This is a genomic window from Amycolatopsis sp. NPDC021455 (assembly GCF_040640995.1).
Lineage (GTDB): Bacteria > Actinomycetota > Actinomycetes > Mycobacteriales > Pseudonocardiaceae > Amycolatopsis.
The window spans coordinates 22,722-36,421 of sequence record NZ_JBFACT010000037.1 but is presented as its reverse complement, the minus strand read 5'-3'; the positions used below and the strand labels follow the sequence as shown (position 1 = coordinate 36,421).

Sequence of the window (13,700 nt, the reverse complement as noted above, 5' to 3'; positions counted from 1 at the left end):
ATCCGGTTACCGCTCGAGGATCCGCAGCACCTCGTCGTGCAGGCGGCCGTTCGTCGACAACGCGCTGCCGTTGTCGTACCGCCCGACACCGTCCAGATCGCTGAACCGCCCGCCGGCCTCGGTGACGATCACCTGGGCCGCCGCGACGTCCCACGGGTTCACGATGCACTCCGCGGCGACGTCGAGGGCACCTTCGGCCACGAGGACGTGGTGCCAGAAGTCGCCGAACGCGCGGGTCTCCCAGCACGCTTCCGTCAGGTCCAGGTACTTCTCGCGGGAGTGGTACTCGGTCCACGAGTTCAAGTCCGTTGTGGACAGATAAGCGTCCGAAAGCGACGAAACTCCGGAAACCGACAGCCGGCGCGTGCCGGCCGCGTCGGAAGAGAAGGCGCCCGATCCGGAGGCCGCCCACCAGCGGCGGCCCAGCAGCGGTGCGCTGATCATGCCGACCACCGGGTCGCCGTCCGAAACCAGCGCGATCAGCGTCGCCCAGACGGGTACTCCGCGCAGGAAGTTCTTGGTGCCGTCGATCGGGTCGAGCACCCACGCGCGGCCGGCCGCGGCCGAGCCGCCGCGCTCCTCGCCCAGCACCGCGTCACCGGGACGTTCCGAAGCCAGCAGGGCCCGGATCGCGTCCTCGACCGCGGTGTCGGCGTCGGTCACCGGGGTGCGGTCGGGCTTGCGCTCCACCGCGAGGTCCAGGGCGCGGAAGCGCGCTGTCGTGATCGCGTCGGCGGCGTCAGCCAGCCGGGTGGCGAGAGCCAGATCATCTTCGTAGCCAGGCACGGTCACGATGTTTTCACGCCCGCGAGCCGTAGAGTTGGGCAGGTGAGCATGGTCCTACTTGCCGAAGACGATCCGGCCATCGCCGAACCGCTCTCCCGCGCCCTCGAACGCGAGGGATACGAGATCCACGTCGTCACCGACGGCCCTTCGGTGCTCGACGCCACCGCCGCCCAGCGCGTCGACCTGCTCGTGCTGGATCTCGGCCTGCCCGGGATGGACGGTCTCGAAGTGTGCCGGCGGCTGCGCGCGGCCGGCACCGAGCTGCCCGTCCTGATGCTCACCGCCCGCACCGACGAGGTCGACTTCGTCGTCGGCCTGGACGCGGGCGCCGACGACTACGTCGCCAAGCCGTTCCGGCTCGCCGAACTGCTCGCCCGGATCCGCGCGCTGCTGCGCCGCCGGGTTCCCGAAGTCCTCGAAGCCGGCGGGGTGCGGATGGACCTCGGCGCCCGGCTGGTCACCGTGGACAACCACGAGGTGCAGCTGGCGAACAAGGAGTTCGAGCTGCTGCGCGTGCTGATGAGCCGCGCCGGGCAGGTCGTCAGCCGGGACGAGATCCTCGCCGAGGTCTGGAACGACCTCGAGTCGAAGACGTCCAAGACGCTCGACATGCACATGTCGTGGCTGCGGCGGAAGCTCGCCATCGCCGCCGACGAAGCGGCGGGGCGGACCAGCAAGACCCACGACGGCGAACGGCGGATCGCGACCGTCCGCGGCGTCGGTTTCCGCTTCAACGCCGAATAAGCCCGTGCGCCGCCGCATTCTCCTGGCCATCCTGCTGGCCGTCGCCGTCACCGCGGCGGTCCTCGGCATCCCGCTGGGCATCGTGGCGAGCTGGCAGATCGAGTCGAGCTACCGCGAGACGCTCGCCGAGAACGCCCGCGCGGCGGCGGCCATCCTGGACACCGAAATCGCCAACGGCGAGGAGATCGACCTCGACCAGGTGCGCGCGGCGGTCCCGGCGAACGGGTTGCTGACCGTCCGGGCGAGCGGCCAGATCGAAAAGCGCTACGGCAGCGATCCGGGTCCCGTCACCGTCACCGAGACGGCCGACCTGGCGCGGGAAGGCAAGGTCGAGATCGCCGTCCCGGCCGGCCCGATGCACGAGCGGCAGACGACGGTGACGATCGTCGTCGTGCTGCTGGTGCTGCTGTCGGTCGGCACCGGCGCGGTGGTGGCGATCGCGACGGCCCGACGACTCGCGAAGCCGCTGCGGCACGTCGCCGAACGCGCGGCCCGGCTCGGCGGCGGCGACTTCCGGCCCGACCCGAGCCGTTACGGCGTGGGCGAGCTCGACATGGTCGCGGAGGCGCTGGACGCGTCCGGCACCGCGCTCGCCCAGCTCGTGCAGCGCGAACGCCAGCTCGTCGGCGACGTCTCGCACCAGCTGCGCAGCCGGCTGACGGCGTTGCAGCTGCGGCTGGAACCCCTGACCGTGCACCCGGACGAAGAGGTGGCCGACGAGTCGAAGGCCGCCCAGGAGCAGGCCGACCGGCTCGCCGAGGCACTCGACGAGCTGCTGGCGGCGGCCCGCGCGGCGCGCGAGGTCGGCGCGGAACCGGTGGACCTGCCCACGCAGCTGCCCGCGATGGCGCAGGAGTGGCGCGAGCTGCTCCGCTCGGAGGGCCGCAACCTGCGCACGCGCGTGGCCGACGGCCTGATGGCACGCGCGACGCCGGGCCGGCTCCGCGAGGTGATCGGGGTACTGCTCGACAACGCGCTGCGGCACGGATCGGGCACGGTCACCCTCGTCGCCCGCCGCGGCGACGCCGAGGGCACGGTGGTGGTCGAGGTCAGCGACACCGGCCCCGGCGTGCCCGACGAACTGGCCCCGCACATCTTCGAACGCGGCTTCTCCGGAGGCGGCTCGACGGGCGTCGGGCTGGCGCTGGCCCGTGCCCTGGTCGAGGCGGACGGCGGCCGGCTGGAGCTGTCCAACCGCCGTCCGGCCGTGTTCAGCCTCTTCCTCAAGGTGCCGCGGCCCAGCGACGTTCCCGAGGTGCGCTGGCCCGCCGAACGCGTCCCGCGTTAGCCGCCTCCCGCCGGACGTCTTGAACGACTCGTTCAGGACGTCCGAAGTCCTGAACGAGTCGTTCAAGACGTGTCGGCCCGGGCGATCGGCCGCCTCAGATCAGCCCTTCACGCAGGGCGTAGGCGACCGCGTGCGAGCGGTTCCGCAGCTGGAACCGGTTCGTCACGTCGTGCAGGATGCTTTTCACCGTGCGCTGCGAATAGCACAGCTCGTCGGCGATCTCCTGCGTCGAAAACCCCGACGCGACCAGCCGGAGCACCTCGGTTTCCCGGTTGCTCATGCCGCCCAGGTGGAGACCGCGCGGCTGGAGCACCTGGCGCTGCAGGCGGGAAACCCGGTTCAGCAGCCGGCCGAGCAGGTCGGGCGGCAGCGCTCCCTCGCCCGCCGCCGCAGCCTTGATCAGCCGGACCAGCACCTCCGGGCCGGCGTCGGCGCGGCGGGCGACCGCGCAGACCCCGTGCTCGACGGCGTTGAGGATTTCGTTGTCGTCGACCTCGCCCGCGATCAGCACGATGCGGGTGAAGCCCTGGTGGTGCAGCGCCGACAGCAGCCGGGTCATCGGCTCGTCGAGCCGGTCGGCGACCAGCAGCGCCACGACGGCCGAGCCGTCCGGTTCGCCGTCCACCACCCGGACTTCGTCGCGTGAACGCAGCGCCATGCAGACGCCGTTGTGCAGGATCGGATCGGTGGCGCGGACCACCACCGGTGTCCGGTCGGATTCGAACATCGTCACCCATTCCCCTCGAACGAGGCGAGGGCCCCACCCCCGCCTCGACCACAGTGCCCGGCGAAGTGTCCCGGGCACATGGGACCGGCGTCCCGATGTTGCCCGGACGGCCGCCCGTCAGGACCCGCCGAGGCCGGCCTCCCGGGCACGGACGATCGCCTCGGCCCGGTCGGCCACGTGCAGCTTCGCGAAGACGTTCGAGATGTGGTTCCGCACGGTCTTCGGGCTCAGGCACAGCGTGGACGCGATGACGCCGTTGCTGTGCCCGGCCGCGATCAGCGCCAGGACCTCGCGCTCGCGCCCGGTCAGCTCGGGGAACACCGGCTCGGTGGCCGGCGGCGGCTGGTTGAAGAAGCCGAGGACGCGGTTCGCGATGTCCGGGCCGAAGATGGCCTCCCGCCGCGCGACCGCCTGCACGGCGCGGATGATCTCGTCCGGCTCGGCGTCCTTGAGCAGGTAGCCGCGGGCACCGGCGCGCATCGCCGCGAAGACCGACTCGCTTTCGTCGGCCATCGTCAGCATCAGCACGCCGGTGCCCGGGCTCGCGGTCACGATGTGCCGCGTCGCCTGGATCCCGGACAGGTCGGGCAGCTGCAGATCCATGACCACGACGTCCGGGCGCAGGGCGGCCGCGGCCTCGATCGCGTCCGCGCCGCCCGCGGCCTCGCCGACGACCTCGATTTCGGGTTCCGCGGCCAGCAGCGTGCGGACGCCGAACCGGAACAGCGGGTGGTCGTCCACGACGAGGACGCGCAGGCGGTCGCTCAACGGGTCACCTCCCCTGCCGTCACTCCTGGTAATGGTAGGCGAATGCCGCCGTGTTCTCACGTGCCCAGGTCGCGAAGGTGAGCGGGGGCCTGCCGAGCAACCGCTCGACGGTGTCGAAGACAACGCTTTCGTGCGGGGCCGACTCGCGCTTGAGGGCGAAGAGGCCGTCGATGGCCTTCGCGGGCCAGCCGTACATCCGGATCAGGCGGTCCTTCGCGGCGCTTTCGCTTTCTTCGACGTACTTCAGCGGGCGGCCGAGCGCGTCGGCCAGGATCGCGACCTGCTGCGCGGTGGTGAGGGCTTCGCCGCCGGTGAGCTCGTAGGTCGCGCCTTCGTGACCGGACGTCGTCAGGGCGAGCGTCGCGACGGCGGCGATGTCCCGGACGTGGACCAGCGCGGACGGCGGATCGGTGTCGGGCACGTACACCGCGTCTTCTTCGCGGATCGAGCCGATCCAGGCGAACCGGTTGTCCATGAAGGCGCCGGGCCGCAGGATCGTCCAGGCCGGGCCCGCTTCGCGGATCGCCTGCTCGGCTTCGGCGTGGGCGCGGGTGATCGCGTCCTTCTGTCCGAAGTGGACACCGGTGGTGGACAGCTTGACGAGGTGGGTGACACCGGCCCGGGCGGCGGCCCGCGCGACCGCCGCTTCCCGGTCGGCGTTGTGCCCCTGCGTCAGCACGAACACGCGGTCGGCGCCCTCGAGCAGGGCGGGCAGGTCCGAGGTGTCGAGGTCGCCGCGGACCATTTCGGCGCGCGGGTCGATCCGGGCCTTCGCCGGGTCGCGGGTCAGCGCGCGGACTCCCGTGCCGGCGTCGAGCAGGGCGGGGACGAGGTGGCGGCCGACCTTGCCGGTGGCGCCGAGGACGAAGATCATCGTGGTTTCTCCTAGCGGGAAAGCGGAACGTGCGGCAGCGCGAACGCCGTGACGAGGCCGAGCGCGAGCACGGGCAGCAGGGCGACGAACACGCCGTGGGTGCCGGCTTGGTAAGCGAAGCCGAGCGCGACCGGGCCGAGGGCCGAACCGAGCGCGCGGGCGAGGTTGACGGTGGCGGCGACCGCGCCGCGGTCCGCGCGCGGTGCGGTGTTCTGCGTGGCCATGGCGAGGACTTGCAGGTTGAGCCCGGCGGCCAGGCCGAACACGACCAGGCAGCCGAGGACCAGCGGTAGCGCGTCCACGGTCAGCAGGCCGAGCACCGCGAGCAGGCCGAGCGCCATGCTCAGCCGCGGTGCCCAGCGGTACGCGCCGGTGCGGGCGATGATCCTGCTCGCGACCACCGAGGAAAGCGAAACGGCGAGCGTCATCGGCACCAGCCGCAGCCCGCCTTCCGCCGGACCGGCGTCGGCCTGCAGGAGGACGGCGATGTAGTTGACCGAGCCGAGGAACGCGAACCCGGCGAGCACGCTGAGCAGCACGGACACGGTGAACGTCCGGTCACGGAACAGGCGTGGCGGCAGCACCGGCGCGGCCGCTTTCCGCTGGGCGAAGGCGAACGCGACGGCCGAAACCGCCCCGAGGGCAAGCGACCACGGCGTGAGCAGCGTGAAGCCGGTGATCGCGACGCCGAGCAGGACGACGCCGGCGAAGTCGAACGGCGCGTCTTTGCGTCGCCGCGGCAGGTCGAGGGCCGTGAGCAGGCCCACGGCGACCAGGCCGAGCGGCAGGTTGACCAGGAAGATCGACCGCCAGCCGGCCAAGCCGGTGAGCAGGCCGCCGACGACCGGGCCGGACAGCGACGCGACGGCGAAGCAGATCGAGAACCACCCGAAGTACTTCGCACCTTCGCGTGGCGTGAACATTTCGCCGAGCGAAGCACCGACAGAGACGAAGAGACCACCGGAGCCCGCGCCTTGGAGGACCCGCCCGGCGATCAGCAGGCCGGCCGTCGGCGCCAGGCCGCAGGCGAGCGAACCGAGCAGGAAGACGGCGAGGGCGCCCAGGAGCACGCGTTTGCGGCCGAAGACGTCACCGAGCTTGCCGTACAGCGGCGCGGTGACGCTCCCGGCGAGCAGGTAGGCGGTGGTGACCCAGGCGTAGGCGCCGGTGCCGCCGAACTCGGCGGCGATCCGGGGGAGCGCGGTGGCGACGACCTGGGCGTCGAGCATCGCGAGGAAGACGGACAGGAACAGGCCGAACACGGCCGTTTTGGCGCGCTGAGGCGCGATTGTTGTCAAGGAATGTCCAAATGAAGAAAAGGGACGAGGAGGGGCGGACGTGCTTCAGGCACATCCCGTCGAGTCGGGAAAAGGCTTCATCGTCATCCGCGTGGCGGATGCGACCTCTTCGCGCTCGGAAACCACCTCGAATCGTCCCGCTCGCCCGGCCGAACCCGGACGGCGTCCTCACGAAGGAACACTGACGAACGTGACTCTAGACAACTACATGTAAAAAGACAAGTAGTTTGCGGAGGGGCCTCAGCGCAGGCGGGTGACCTGGTCGTTGTCCCGCCGGCGCTCGCCGAGCTCGTCCGGGAACACCCACTTCTTGAAGCCCCAGAAGCGGAAGAACATCGCCAGCAGCATGCCGATGATCGAGCCGCTCGCGAAGTCCGCGACCTCCTGCACCAGGAACGTCACGTGCGGGACCTCGAGGTCGAGCACGTACCGCGAGATGATCAGGGGGACCAGGTTGACGCCCACCGCGATGCCGCTGATGACGAAGAACAGCGCCGCTTCGTGGTGCCGCTCGCGCCCGCCGCGGGTCCGGAAGGACCACTCGCGGTTGAGGATGTAGGACACGATGGTCGCGACGATGATCGCGATGGCCTTCGCCGTGGTCGGTTTCGGCTCCAGCACCGTCAGCTTGAGGGCGTACCAGACCCCGTTGTCGACCAGGAACGTCGTGCCGCCCACGATCGCGAACTTCAGCAGCTCCCGGTGCTTGATCAGCACCGAACGCAGTGGTTCCGGCGTGCGCTTGAGCACGGTTTCCACAACGGTCACACCCCGCAGTCTAGGAGAGCGCCGGGGTGTCCAGTGGCTCAGGCGGCCTTGCTGTCGTGAATGTCCGGATCTTCGGCGGCCGCGGCGGGCACCGCGCGCGGGCGGCCGTCCTCCTCCGGGAACACCCATTTCTTGAAGGCCCACCACCGGAACGCCGTGCCCAGCAGCGTGCCGATGACGATCCCGCTGACGAAGTCGGCCACTTCGACGCCGAACGGCGACAGCCGCGGTGTCTGCAAGTCCAGCACGTACCGCGAGAACCACTGCGGCAGCGCGTTCAGTCCCAGCGCGATGCCGCTGAAGAGGAAGAACAACGCGGCCTCGTGCGTCCGCTCCCGGCCGCCGCGGGTGCGGAACGACCACTCGCGGTTGGCGACGTAGGAGAAGATCGTCGCCACCAGGACGCCGACGATCAGCGCCGTCACCGGGTGGGTCCGCAGCACGGTGAACTTCAGGCCGTAGTTCACGGACATCGTGATCACGAAGCTGATCCCGCCGACGACGGCGAAGCGGAGGAGCTCGCGGTGCTTCTTCAGCAGTTCGCGCACCGCGCGGACGCTACCCCGTCAACCAGCCGAAAGCCTTTTCGGGGGTGACCGTCGGCGGCTTGTCGCCCGGCTTGCCGGTCGGGTGCGGCGGGGCGCTGGTCGTCGTCGAGGACACCGGCGGCTCGGTCGCCGGCTCGGTCTTCGTCGTCGCCGGCGGAGTCGAAGACGGCCTGGACGGCGTCGGCTTCGAAGGCTTCGTCGGCGTCGTGGGCGAAGGCGTGGTCGTCGGCACCGGGTCGTGCTCGCACCAGTGGCGCCAGCAGCCGAAGTTCACCGTCACCGGCGGTGCCGACGCCCGGCCGAGCCGCGCGGTGATCGTCACTTGGCCGTCGTCGGGCCTGCCGTCCAGCCGCACCCACAGGTTGACGTGCTGGCCGGGGGCCAGCGCGCCCCGCGTCGTGCAGCTCGCGCCGCCGTCGGACGGCGTGCACGGGAAGCCGCGCAGGCTCCACCACTGCCGGAGCGGGTGGTCGAAGGTGACCGTGACCGGCTTGGTCGTCTCGCCGGTGTTGCGGACCCGCACGTAGACCAGGGGATGGCGGGTCCAGGGGAACGCCGAAAGCCCGTCGCCCACCGCCTCCAGGGCCACCGCGTCCGGCGGCTGCTTCACCGTGACCTTGACGCTCACCGCGACGTTGATCCGCACGCCGGCGGTGACGGACCCGGTGACCGTGCCGCCTTCGGCGTTCTCGTCGGCCTGGAGCCGGAAGTTCAGCGTCGCGCTCTGGCCGGGCTGCAGGCCGGTGCCGGTCTTGCACGTCACCGTGCCCTCACCGCCCGGGCAGTTCACCGAGATCGGGCCGGGGGCCTGGGCGAACGCCATCGCCGCGCCGCCCCCGCCCGCGTCGACCGCGTGCACGCCCCGCGGCAGGTTCAGCGCGACGGCCACCGGCTCCGACGGGCTGCCGCCGTCGTTGCGCACGGTGATCGGCAAGTTCATCGCGGTGCCGGGGCTGAGCTCGACGCCGCCCGGCGGGGTCGTCGCGGACATCGACGGCGGTGCCGGCGCGGGCGGTGCGGGGACCGGCGCTTGTGGCGGTGCCGGAGGCACGACGGGAGGCGGCGCGGGCTGGACGGAAGGAGTCGGCGGGGGCGCGGGCGGCTGGACCGGCGGAGGCGCGACGGGGGCGACCGGGGCCGGCGGTTGCGGCTTCGGCGCCGGGGGCTGGACCGGCTGGGCGGGCGGTGGCACCTGGGCCGCGGCCGGGATCTGCTGCGACCCGCCGCCCACGGCGAGCGCGATGACGACGGCCGCGACGACCGCCGCGCCGGAGGCGGCGACCCCCGCGAACTGGCGGGGCCCGGCGGCCGCGGCACTCGCGCCGGCGTTGCCCCCGGCTGCCGCGGCTGCCGTGCCCGCGGTGGCCGCGCTCGCCTTCGCGGCGCCGATGGTGGCGAGGTAACCGAGCGCTGCGCCGCCGAGGACGATCGGGGCGATGATCGCGCGCAGCCCGCCGTTGACGTCGGCGAGCTCGGCGGCGAGCGCCCGGCAGTTCTCGCAGTCGTCGAGGTGGTTCTCGACCTGGGCGCGTTCGCGTTTGGACAGTCCGTCGCGGGTCCACGCGCCGAGCCGCTCGGCGCAGGCGCGGCAGCGTTCCTCGGCGTTCTCCTGCAGGTGGACCTGCAGGTACGCCTGGCGGAGCCCTTCGCGGGCGCGGTAGGCGAGCGCGGAGACGCCGTTCGCGGTCAGCCCCAGCAGCGGCGCGACCTCGGCCGGGCTCTGCTGCTCGATCTCGGTGTGCCAGAGCACCGCCTGCCAGCGTTCGGGCAGCCGCGCGAAGGCCTTCGCGGCCATCGTCCGCTCCAGCCCGGCGACGGCGGTGTCGGAGAACGGCACGGTCAGCGCCTCGGCCGCGGCCCCGCCGACCTCGGTCATGTCCTCGTTGAGGTCGATCCGGCGTTCCTTGCGGGTGCGGTCGTACGCCGTGTGACGCAGCGCGGTCAGCAAGTACGCCCGGAAGGCTGTCTCCGGTCCCTTTCCGCCACGGAGCGTGTCGAGCACCTTGGCGAACGCCTCGGAGACGAGATCGTCCGCTTCGGAGCTCGAGCGGGCCAGCTGACGGGCCAGGTTGTGGGCCGCGCCGGTGTGCCGTTCGTAGAGCGCCCCGTACGAAGCGATCTTCCCGGAGCGGACCTCCGCGATCAGCTCGGCGTCACTCTTTCCGCTGAGATCGGCGGGAACGGTGGACACGGCACTCCTCGGTCGGCTAGGGCCCGGACCTGCCCTTTCAGGGGGATCCGGGACGCGAGACCAGTGTGACTGACCCACCCCGCGCGGTCACGTCGTGGTCGGGGTGTTGACTCCGACGGCGGAGCAAAATCACCCACCCCCGGGTGGCCGCGGGGAAAAGCTTCGCGACAAAAACTGGTCAGTACGCGTCACGGTGACTGCCGGGACACGTCCTCACCGTGAAGCACCGAGCAAGATCGACACGGACCGGACGAAAGGGGCGGGTGGCCAGTGGACGTTCCGGCTACGCGGTCCGGCCCCGAGGACGTCCCACCCGCTGCCCGGGCCGACCACGCCCTGCGCGCGTTGCGGGCGCGCTGGCGCACGGCCAGCCTGGCCGCCGGCTGGCGCTTCCCCAGCGACTGGGCCCTGCCCGAGGTCGACGCGGTCTGCGCGGCCGTGATGGCCAAGGGCCGCGTCGAGGCCGCCGAAACCGCGCTGGCCGGGCTGGCCAGGGCCCGGGCGGCGGCCGGCGCGGGGCTCGCGGAGACCCTCGCCGACCTCGCCGCGCTGCACGCCGTGCTCGACCACAGCGGCGAAGGCTTCATCGTGCCGGACGTCGACGCCACGCCGGCGCGGCTGCTCCGGACCACCGCGCTGGCCTGGGCGGACGTCGCCACCGACCAGCTCGTGCACACCGAGGTCACCGACTCGCTGACCGGCCTGCCGACCGCGGCCTACCTGCGGACCCGGCTCGTCGAGGTCTACCGCGCGGCGGCCGCGTGCGAGCGGCCGGCGGCCGAGGACCACGTGCTGCTGGTCGTCTCGCTCGACCTCAGCGCCGTCGCCGGGTTCCCGCGGCTGACCGGGATGATCCTGGTCGCGGACGCGCTGCGGGCGGTGTTCGACAGCGGGCAGACCATCGCTTCGCTCGGGCCGTCCGTCGTCGCGGCCCTGGTCCCGAAAGACGAGCGGGTCGCTTCGCACGGCGTCGCGCTGCGAAGAGCGTTGCACGAGCGGCTTTCGGTCGACGCGCAGCTCGCGGACGCCGGACGGCCCCGCGTGTCGGCGGTGCGGCTGCCCGCCACCCACGAGCTGGCGTGCGACCTGCTGGCCCACCTCGCGCGGGCGTAACGCACGAAAAGTCCGGTTCCCTCGGACCCTTCCGACCGGGACCGGGCCGGTCATGATTTCCTGGTGCGGTGACCCGGACCGTATCCACCGACGTCGACGGCGCCGTCGCGGCCAGACCCCAGCACCGGCTGGCCCTGCGGAAGTCACTCGCCCGGCTGTCCGTCCGCCCGCGGTCGATCCTGATCCTCTCGGTGATCCCGCTGGTCGCGATCGGGTACGGCATCTACGGCTGGCAGCACGACTGGGTGCTCGGGGTCGACAGCGCGGTCTACCGGGCCGGCGCGCTCACGCTGCTGCGCGGCGACTCGCTCTACGACGCGAACACCCTCGCCCCCGAGCCGTGGTGGGCGCTGCTGCCGTTCACGTACCCGCCGACCGCGGCACTGATCTTCGTCCCGCTGGCGGCGTTCCCGACGCAGATCTCCTGGGGCCTGATCACCGCCGTCTCGCTGGGGGCGATGGCGCTGTCGATCCGGATCGCGATCGGCGCGCTGCCGCGTCCCGCCGCGGACGGGCCGCGCTGGTGGGCCTCGCCCGCCCGCTCGACCATCGTGTTCTTCCTGGTCTTCCTCGGTCTCGAGCCGGTGTGGCGGACGATCTTCCTCGGCCAGATCAACCTGATCCTGATGGCCATGATCCTGCTGGACATGCTGGTCATCGGCGCGCGGGGGAGCCGCTGGGGCGGTGTCCTGGTCGGCGTCGCGGCGGCGATCAAGCTGACGCCGCTGGTGTTCCTCGGGCACCTGTTCATCACCGGCCGCCGCATGGACGCCATCCGCGGGTTCGCGACTTTCGTGCTGCTCCAGGGCCTGATGTTCCTGATCAACGCGCACGACGCCGCCAAGTACTGGACCGTCACGCTGCCGGACACCGGCCGGATCGGGCCGGTGCACTGGGCGGGCAACCAGTCGCTCAACGCGCTGATGAACCGGGCCACCGACCTCGCGCCGTGGGCGTCGAAGGCGGCGATGGGCATCGGGTTCCTGCTCGCGATCCCGGCGCTGTGGCTGCTGATGCGCTTCCACCGCAAGGGTCAGGCACTGGCCGCGCTGCTCGTCACGGCGTTCTGGACGCTGCTGATGTCGCCGATCTCGTGGACGCACCACTGGGTGTGGGTGATCCCGCTGATCGTGCTGCTGGTCTCGCGGCTGCCGAAGACCACCCCGAAGACGGCGTGGAAGCGCTGGGTGGGGACCGGGCTGGTGGCGTTCGTGTTCGTCAGCTGCGTGCTGCTGATCCTGCCGAACGGCCGCAACGTCGAGCTGCACTGGCAGGTGTGGCAGAACATCCTGGGGGACGCCTACATCCTGATGCCGGTCGTGCTGGCCGCGGCGCTGATCCTGCGCTGGGGACTGCAGCGGCGGGCCAGGGCGAAGGCCGCTCCGGACGAGCATGTCGACGTCGCGACCGGCGTCTGACGCGCGCACCGGCCGCCTGCTCGCCGGGGTACTCGCGCTGCTCGTCCTGGCTTTCGGTGTCGTCGTCTGGCTCGCCGGGTGGCACGTGGGCGCGGACAGCGCCGTGTACCGCGCGGGGGCGCTGACGCTGCTGCACGGCGACCCGCTCTACACGCGGGACGTGCTGACCGCGCTGCCCGACTGGGTGCGGCTGCCGTTCACCTACACCCCGGCCGCCGCGCCGCTGTTCCTGCCGCTCGCCCTCGTGCCGTCCGGGCTGGTGTGGGGCGTGATCGCGGTTTTGTCGGTGGTCGCCCTTATGGTCGTGATCACGGTGGTTTCGTCGTCGCCGGGGCACTCTCCCAAGTGGTGGGTGCTGCCGGCGGGAACGGCCGCCGCTCTGGCGCTGGAACCGGTGTGGAAGACACTGTTCCTGGGCCAGATCAACTTGATACTGATGGCGTTCGTGGTGCTGGACGTCCTGGTGCTCTCGGCCAGGGGGTCGCGGTTCGCGGGGGTGTTGATCGGCGTGGCGGCGGCGATCAAGCTGACCCCGCTGATCTTCGTGCCGCACCTGTTCTTCACCGGCCGGTGGAAGGACGGGCTGCGCGCGGTGGGCACGTTCGTGGCACTCGAAGCGGTGATGTTCGCGGTCATCCCGGTCGACGCGGCGCGGTTCTGGCGGGATTCGGCGACCGACCCGAGCCGGGTCGGGTCCGTGCACTGGATCTTCAACCAGTCGCTCAACGGGCTGGTCAACCGGGCTTCGGCACTCGCCCCCTGGTCGCTGGCGGTGGCGGTCGGGGTGGCGGCGGTGCTCGCGGTGCCCGCGGTGTGGCTGGTGGTGCGGCTGCACCGGCGCGGTGAGGAGGCGGCCGCGTTGCTGGTGACGGCGTTCTACGGGCTGTTGCTGTCGCCCGTGTCGTGGTCGCACCACTGGGTCTGGTGCGTGCCCTTGATCACGCTGCTGGTGGTCAAGGCGCGGTGGTGGGCCGCGGCGGCGGTCGCGCTGCTGTTCGTCTCGCAGATCGTGATGCTGGTGCCCAACGGCGGCGACGCGGAGTTCGGCTGGGGCCTGGGCTGGTCGGTCCTGGGCAACCTCTACGTCCTCGCGGCGGCGGCCGGGATCCTCGGGCTCGCGGCGCGTGAGCTCCGTCTGGTCCGGAGGTCACCGCAGGTGGTCACCGTCTAGGCTGAT

13 protein-coding genes are annotated in these 13,700 nt (G+C 71.8%); 5 read left to right on the top strand and 8 right to left on the bottom strand.

Going from position 1 to position 13,700, the window contains the following annotated elements:
• Positions 1-6 precede the first annotated feature (6 nt).
• Positions 7-792 carry a histidinol-phosphatase gene (hisN, locus tag AB0G28_RS31445; RefSeq protein ID WP_361097152.1) on the bottom strand — a complete coding sequence of 262 codons (786 nt, stop codon included), beginning with the start codon at positions 790-792 and terminating at the stop codon, positions 7-9.
• Between the two features lie 42 nt (positions 793-834).
• Here hisN and AB0G28_RS31440 point away from each other — a divergent pair, with 42 nt between their 5' ends.
• Together AB0G28_RS31440 and AB0G28_RS31435 are read left to right on the top strand one after the other, a co-directional pair.
• Complete coding sequence (locus tag AB0G28_RS31440) at positions 835-1,530, top strand: response regulator transcription factor (RefSeq protein WP_013222890.1); 696 nt, start codon at positions 835-837, stop codon at positions 1,528-1,530.
• A gap of 4 nt (positions 1,531-1,534) precedes the next feature.
• Positions 1,535-2,818: an ATP-binding protein gene (locus tag AB0G28_RS31435; protein ID WP_361097149.1), complete on the top strand. Its 1,284-nt coding sequence runs from the start codon at positions 1,535-1,537 to the stop codon at positions 2,816-2,818.
• Positions 2,819-2,912: 94 nt separating this feature from the next.
• Here the strand turns inward: AB0G28_RS31435 and AB0G28_RS31430 are convergent, their stop codons facing one another.
• From AB0G28_RS31430 to AB0G28_RS31400, 7 genes are all read right to left on the bottom strand, one after another.
• Positions 2,913-3,545 (bottom strand): response regulator transcription factor, encoded by a 633-nt coding sequence (locus AB0G28_RS31430; RefSeq protein WP_361097303.1) that lies wholly within the window; start codon positions 3,543-3,545, stop codon positions 2,913-2,915.
• A 117-nt stretch (positions 3,546-3,662) separates the two neighbouring features.
• Positions 3,663-4,313, bottom strand: a complete 651-nt coding sequence (locus tag AB0G28_RS31425) for a response regulator transcription factor (protein WP_361097146.1) — start codon at positions 4,311-4,313, stop codon at positions 3,663-3,665.
• Between the two features lie 19 nt (positions 4,314-4,332).
• Positions 4,333-5,187: an NAD(P)H-binding protein gene (locus AB0G28_RS31420; protein WP_361097143.1), complete on the bottom strand. Its 855-nt coding sequence runs from the start codon at positions 5,185-5,187 to the stop codon at positions 4,333-4,335.
• Positions 5,188-5,198: 11 nt separating this feature from the next.
• Positions 5,199-6,485 carry an MFS transporter gene (locus tag AB0G28_RS31415; RefSeq protein WP_361097140.1) on the bottom strand — a complete coding sequence of 429 codons (1,287 nt, stop codon included), beginning with the start codon at positions 6,483-6,485 and terminating at the stop codon, positions 5,199-5,201.
• 240 nt (positions 6,486-6,725) lie between these two features.
• The gene (locus AB0G28_RS31410) at positions 6,726-7,253 is read right to left on the bottom strand and encodes a GtrA family protein (RefSeq protein WP_361097137.1); all 528 of its coding nucleotides are present in this window, start codon (positions 7,251-7,253) and stop codon (positions 6,726-6,728) included.
• 38 nt (positions 7,254-7,291) lie between these two features.
• Positions 7,292-7,801 (bottom strand): GtrA family protein, encoded by a 510-nt coding sequence (locus AB0G28_RS31405; protein WP_361097134.1) that lies wholly within the window; start codon positions 7,799-7,801, stop codon positions 7,292-7,294.
• Positions 7,802-7,811: 10 nt separating this feature from the next.
• Complete coding sequence (locus tag AB0G28_RS31400) at positions 7,812-9,992, bottom strand: sigma-70 family RNA polymerase sigma factor (protein ID WP_361097131.1); 2,181 nt, start codon at positions 9,990-9,992, stop codon at positions 7,812-7,814.
• Positions 9,993-10,262: 270 nt separating this feature from the next.
• On the opposite strand from AB0G28_RS31400, the gene AB0G28_RS31395 reads away from it, so the two are divergent.
• The 3 genes from AB0G28_RS31395 to AB0G28_RS31385 all read left to right on the top strand — a co-directional run bounded on the left by AB0G28_RS31395 (position 10,263) and on the right by AB0G28_RS31385 (position 13,694).
• Positions 10,263-11,105, top strand: a complete 843-nt coding sequence (locus AB0G28_RS31395) for a GGDEF domain-containing protein (protein ID WP_361097128.1) — start codon at positions 10,263-10,265, stop codon at positions 11,103-11,105.
• Between the two features lie 68 nt (positions 11,106-11,173).
• The gene (locus tag AB0G28_RS31390; RefSeq protein ID WP_361097125.1) at positions 11,174-12,523 is read left to right on the top strand and encodes a glycosyltransferase 87 family protein; all 1,350 of its coding nucleotides are present in this window, start codon (positions 11,174-11,176) and stop codon (positions 12,521-12,523) included.
• Positions 12,498-13,694, top strand: coding sequence for a glycosyltransferase 87 family protein (locus tag AB0G28_RS31385; protein WP_361097122.1), 1,197 nt, complete (start codon positions 12,498-12,500; stop codon positions 13,692-13,694). The genes AB0G28_RS31390 and AB0G28_RS31385 overlap by 26 nt, the downstream gene beginning before the upstream one ends.
• Positions 13,695-13,700 lie beyond the last annotated feature (6 nt).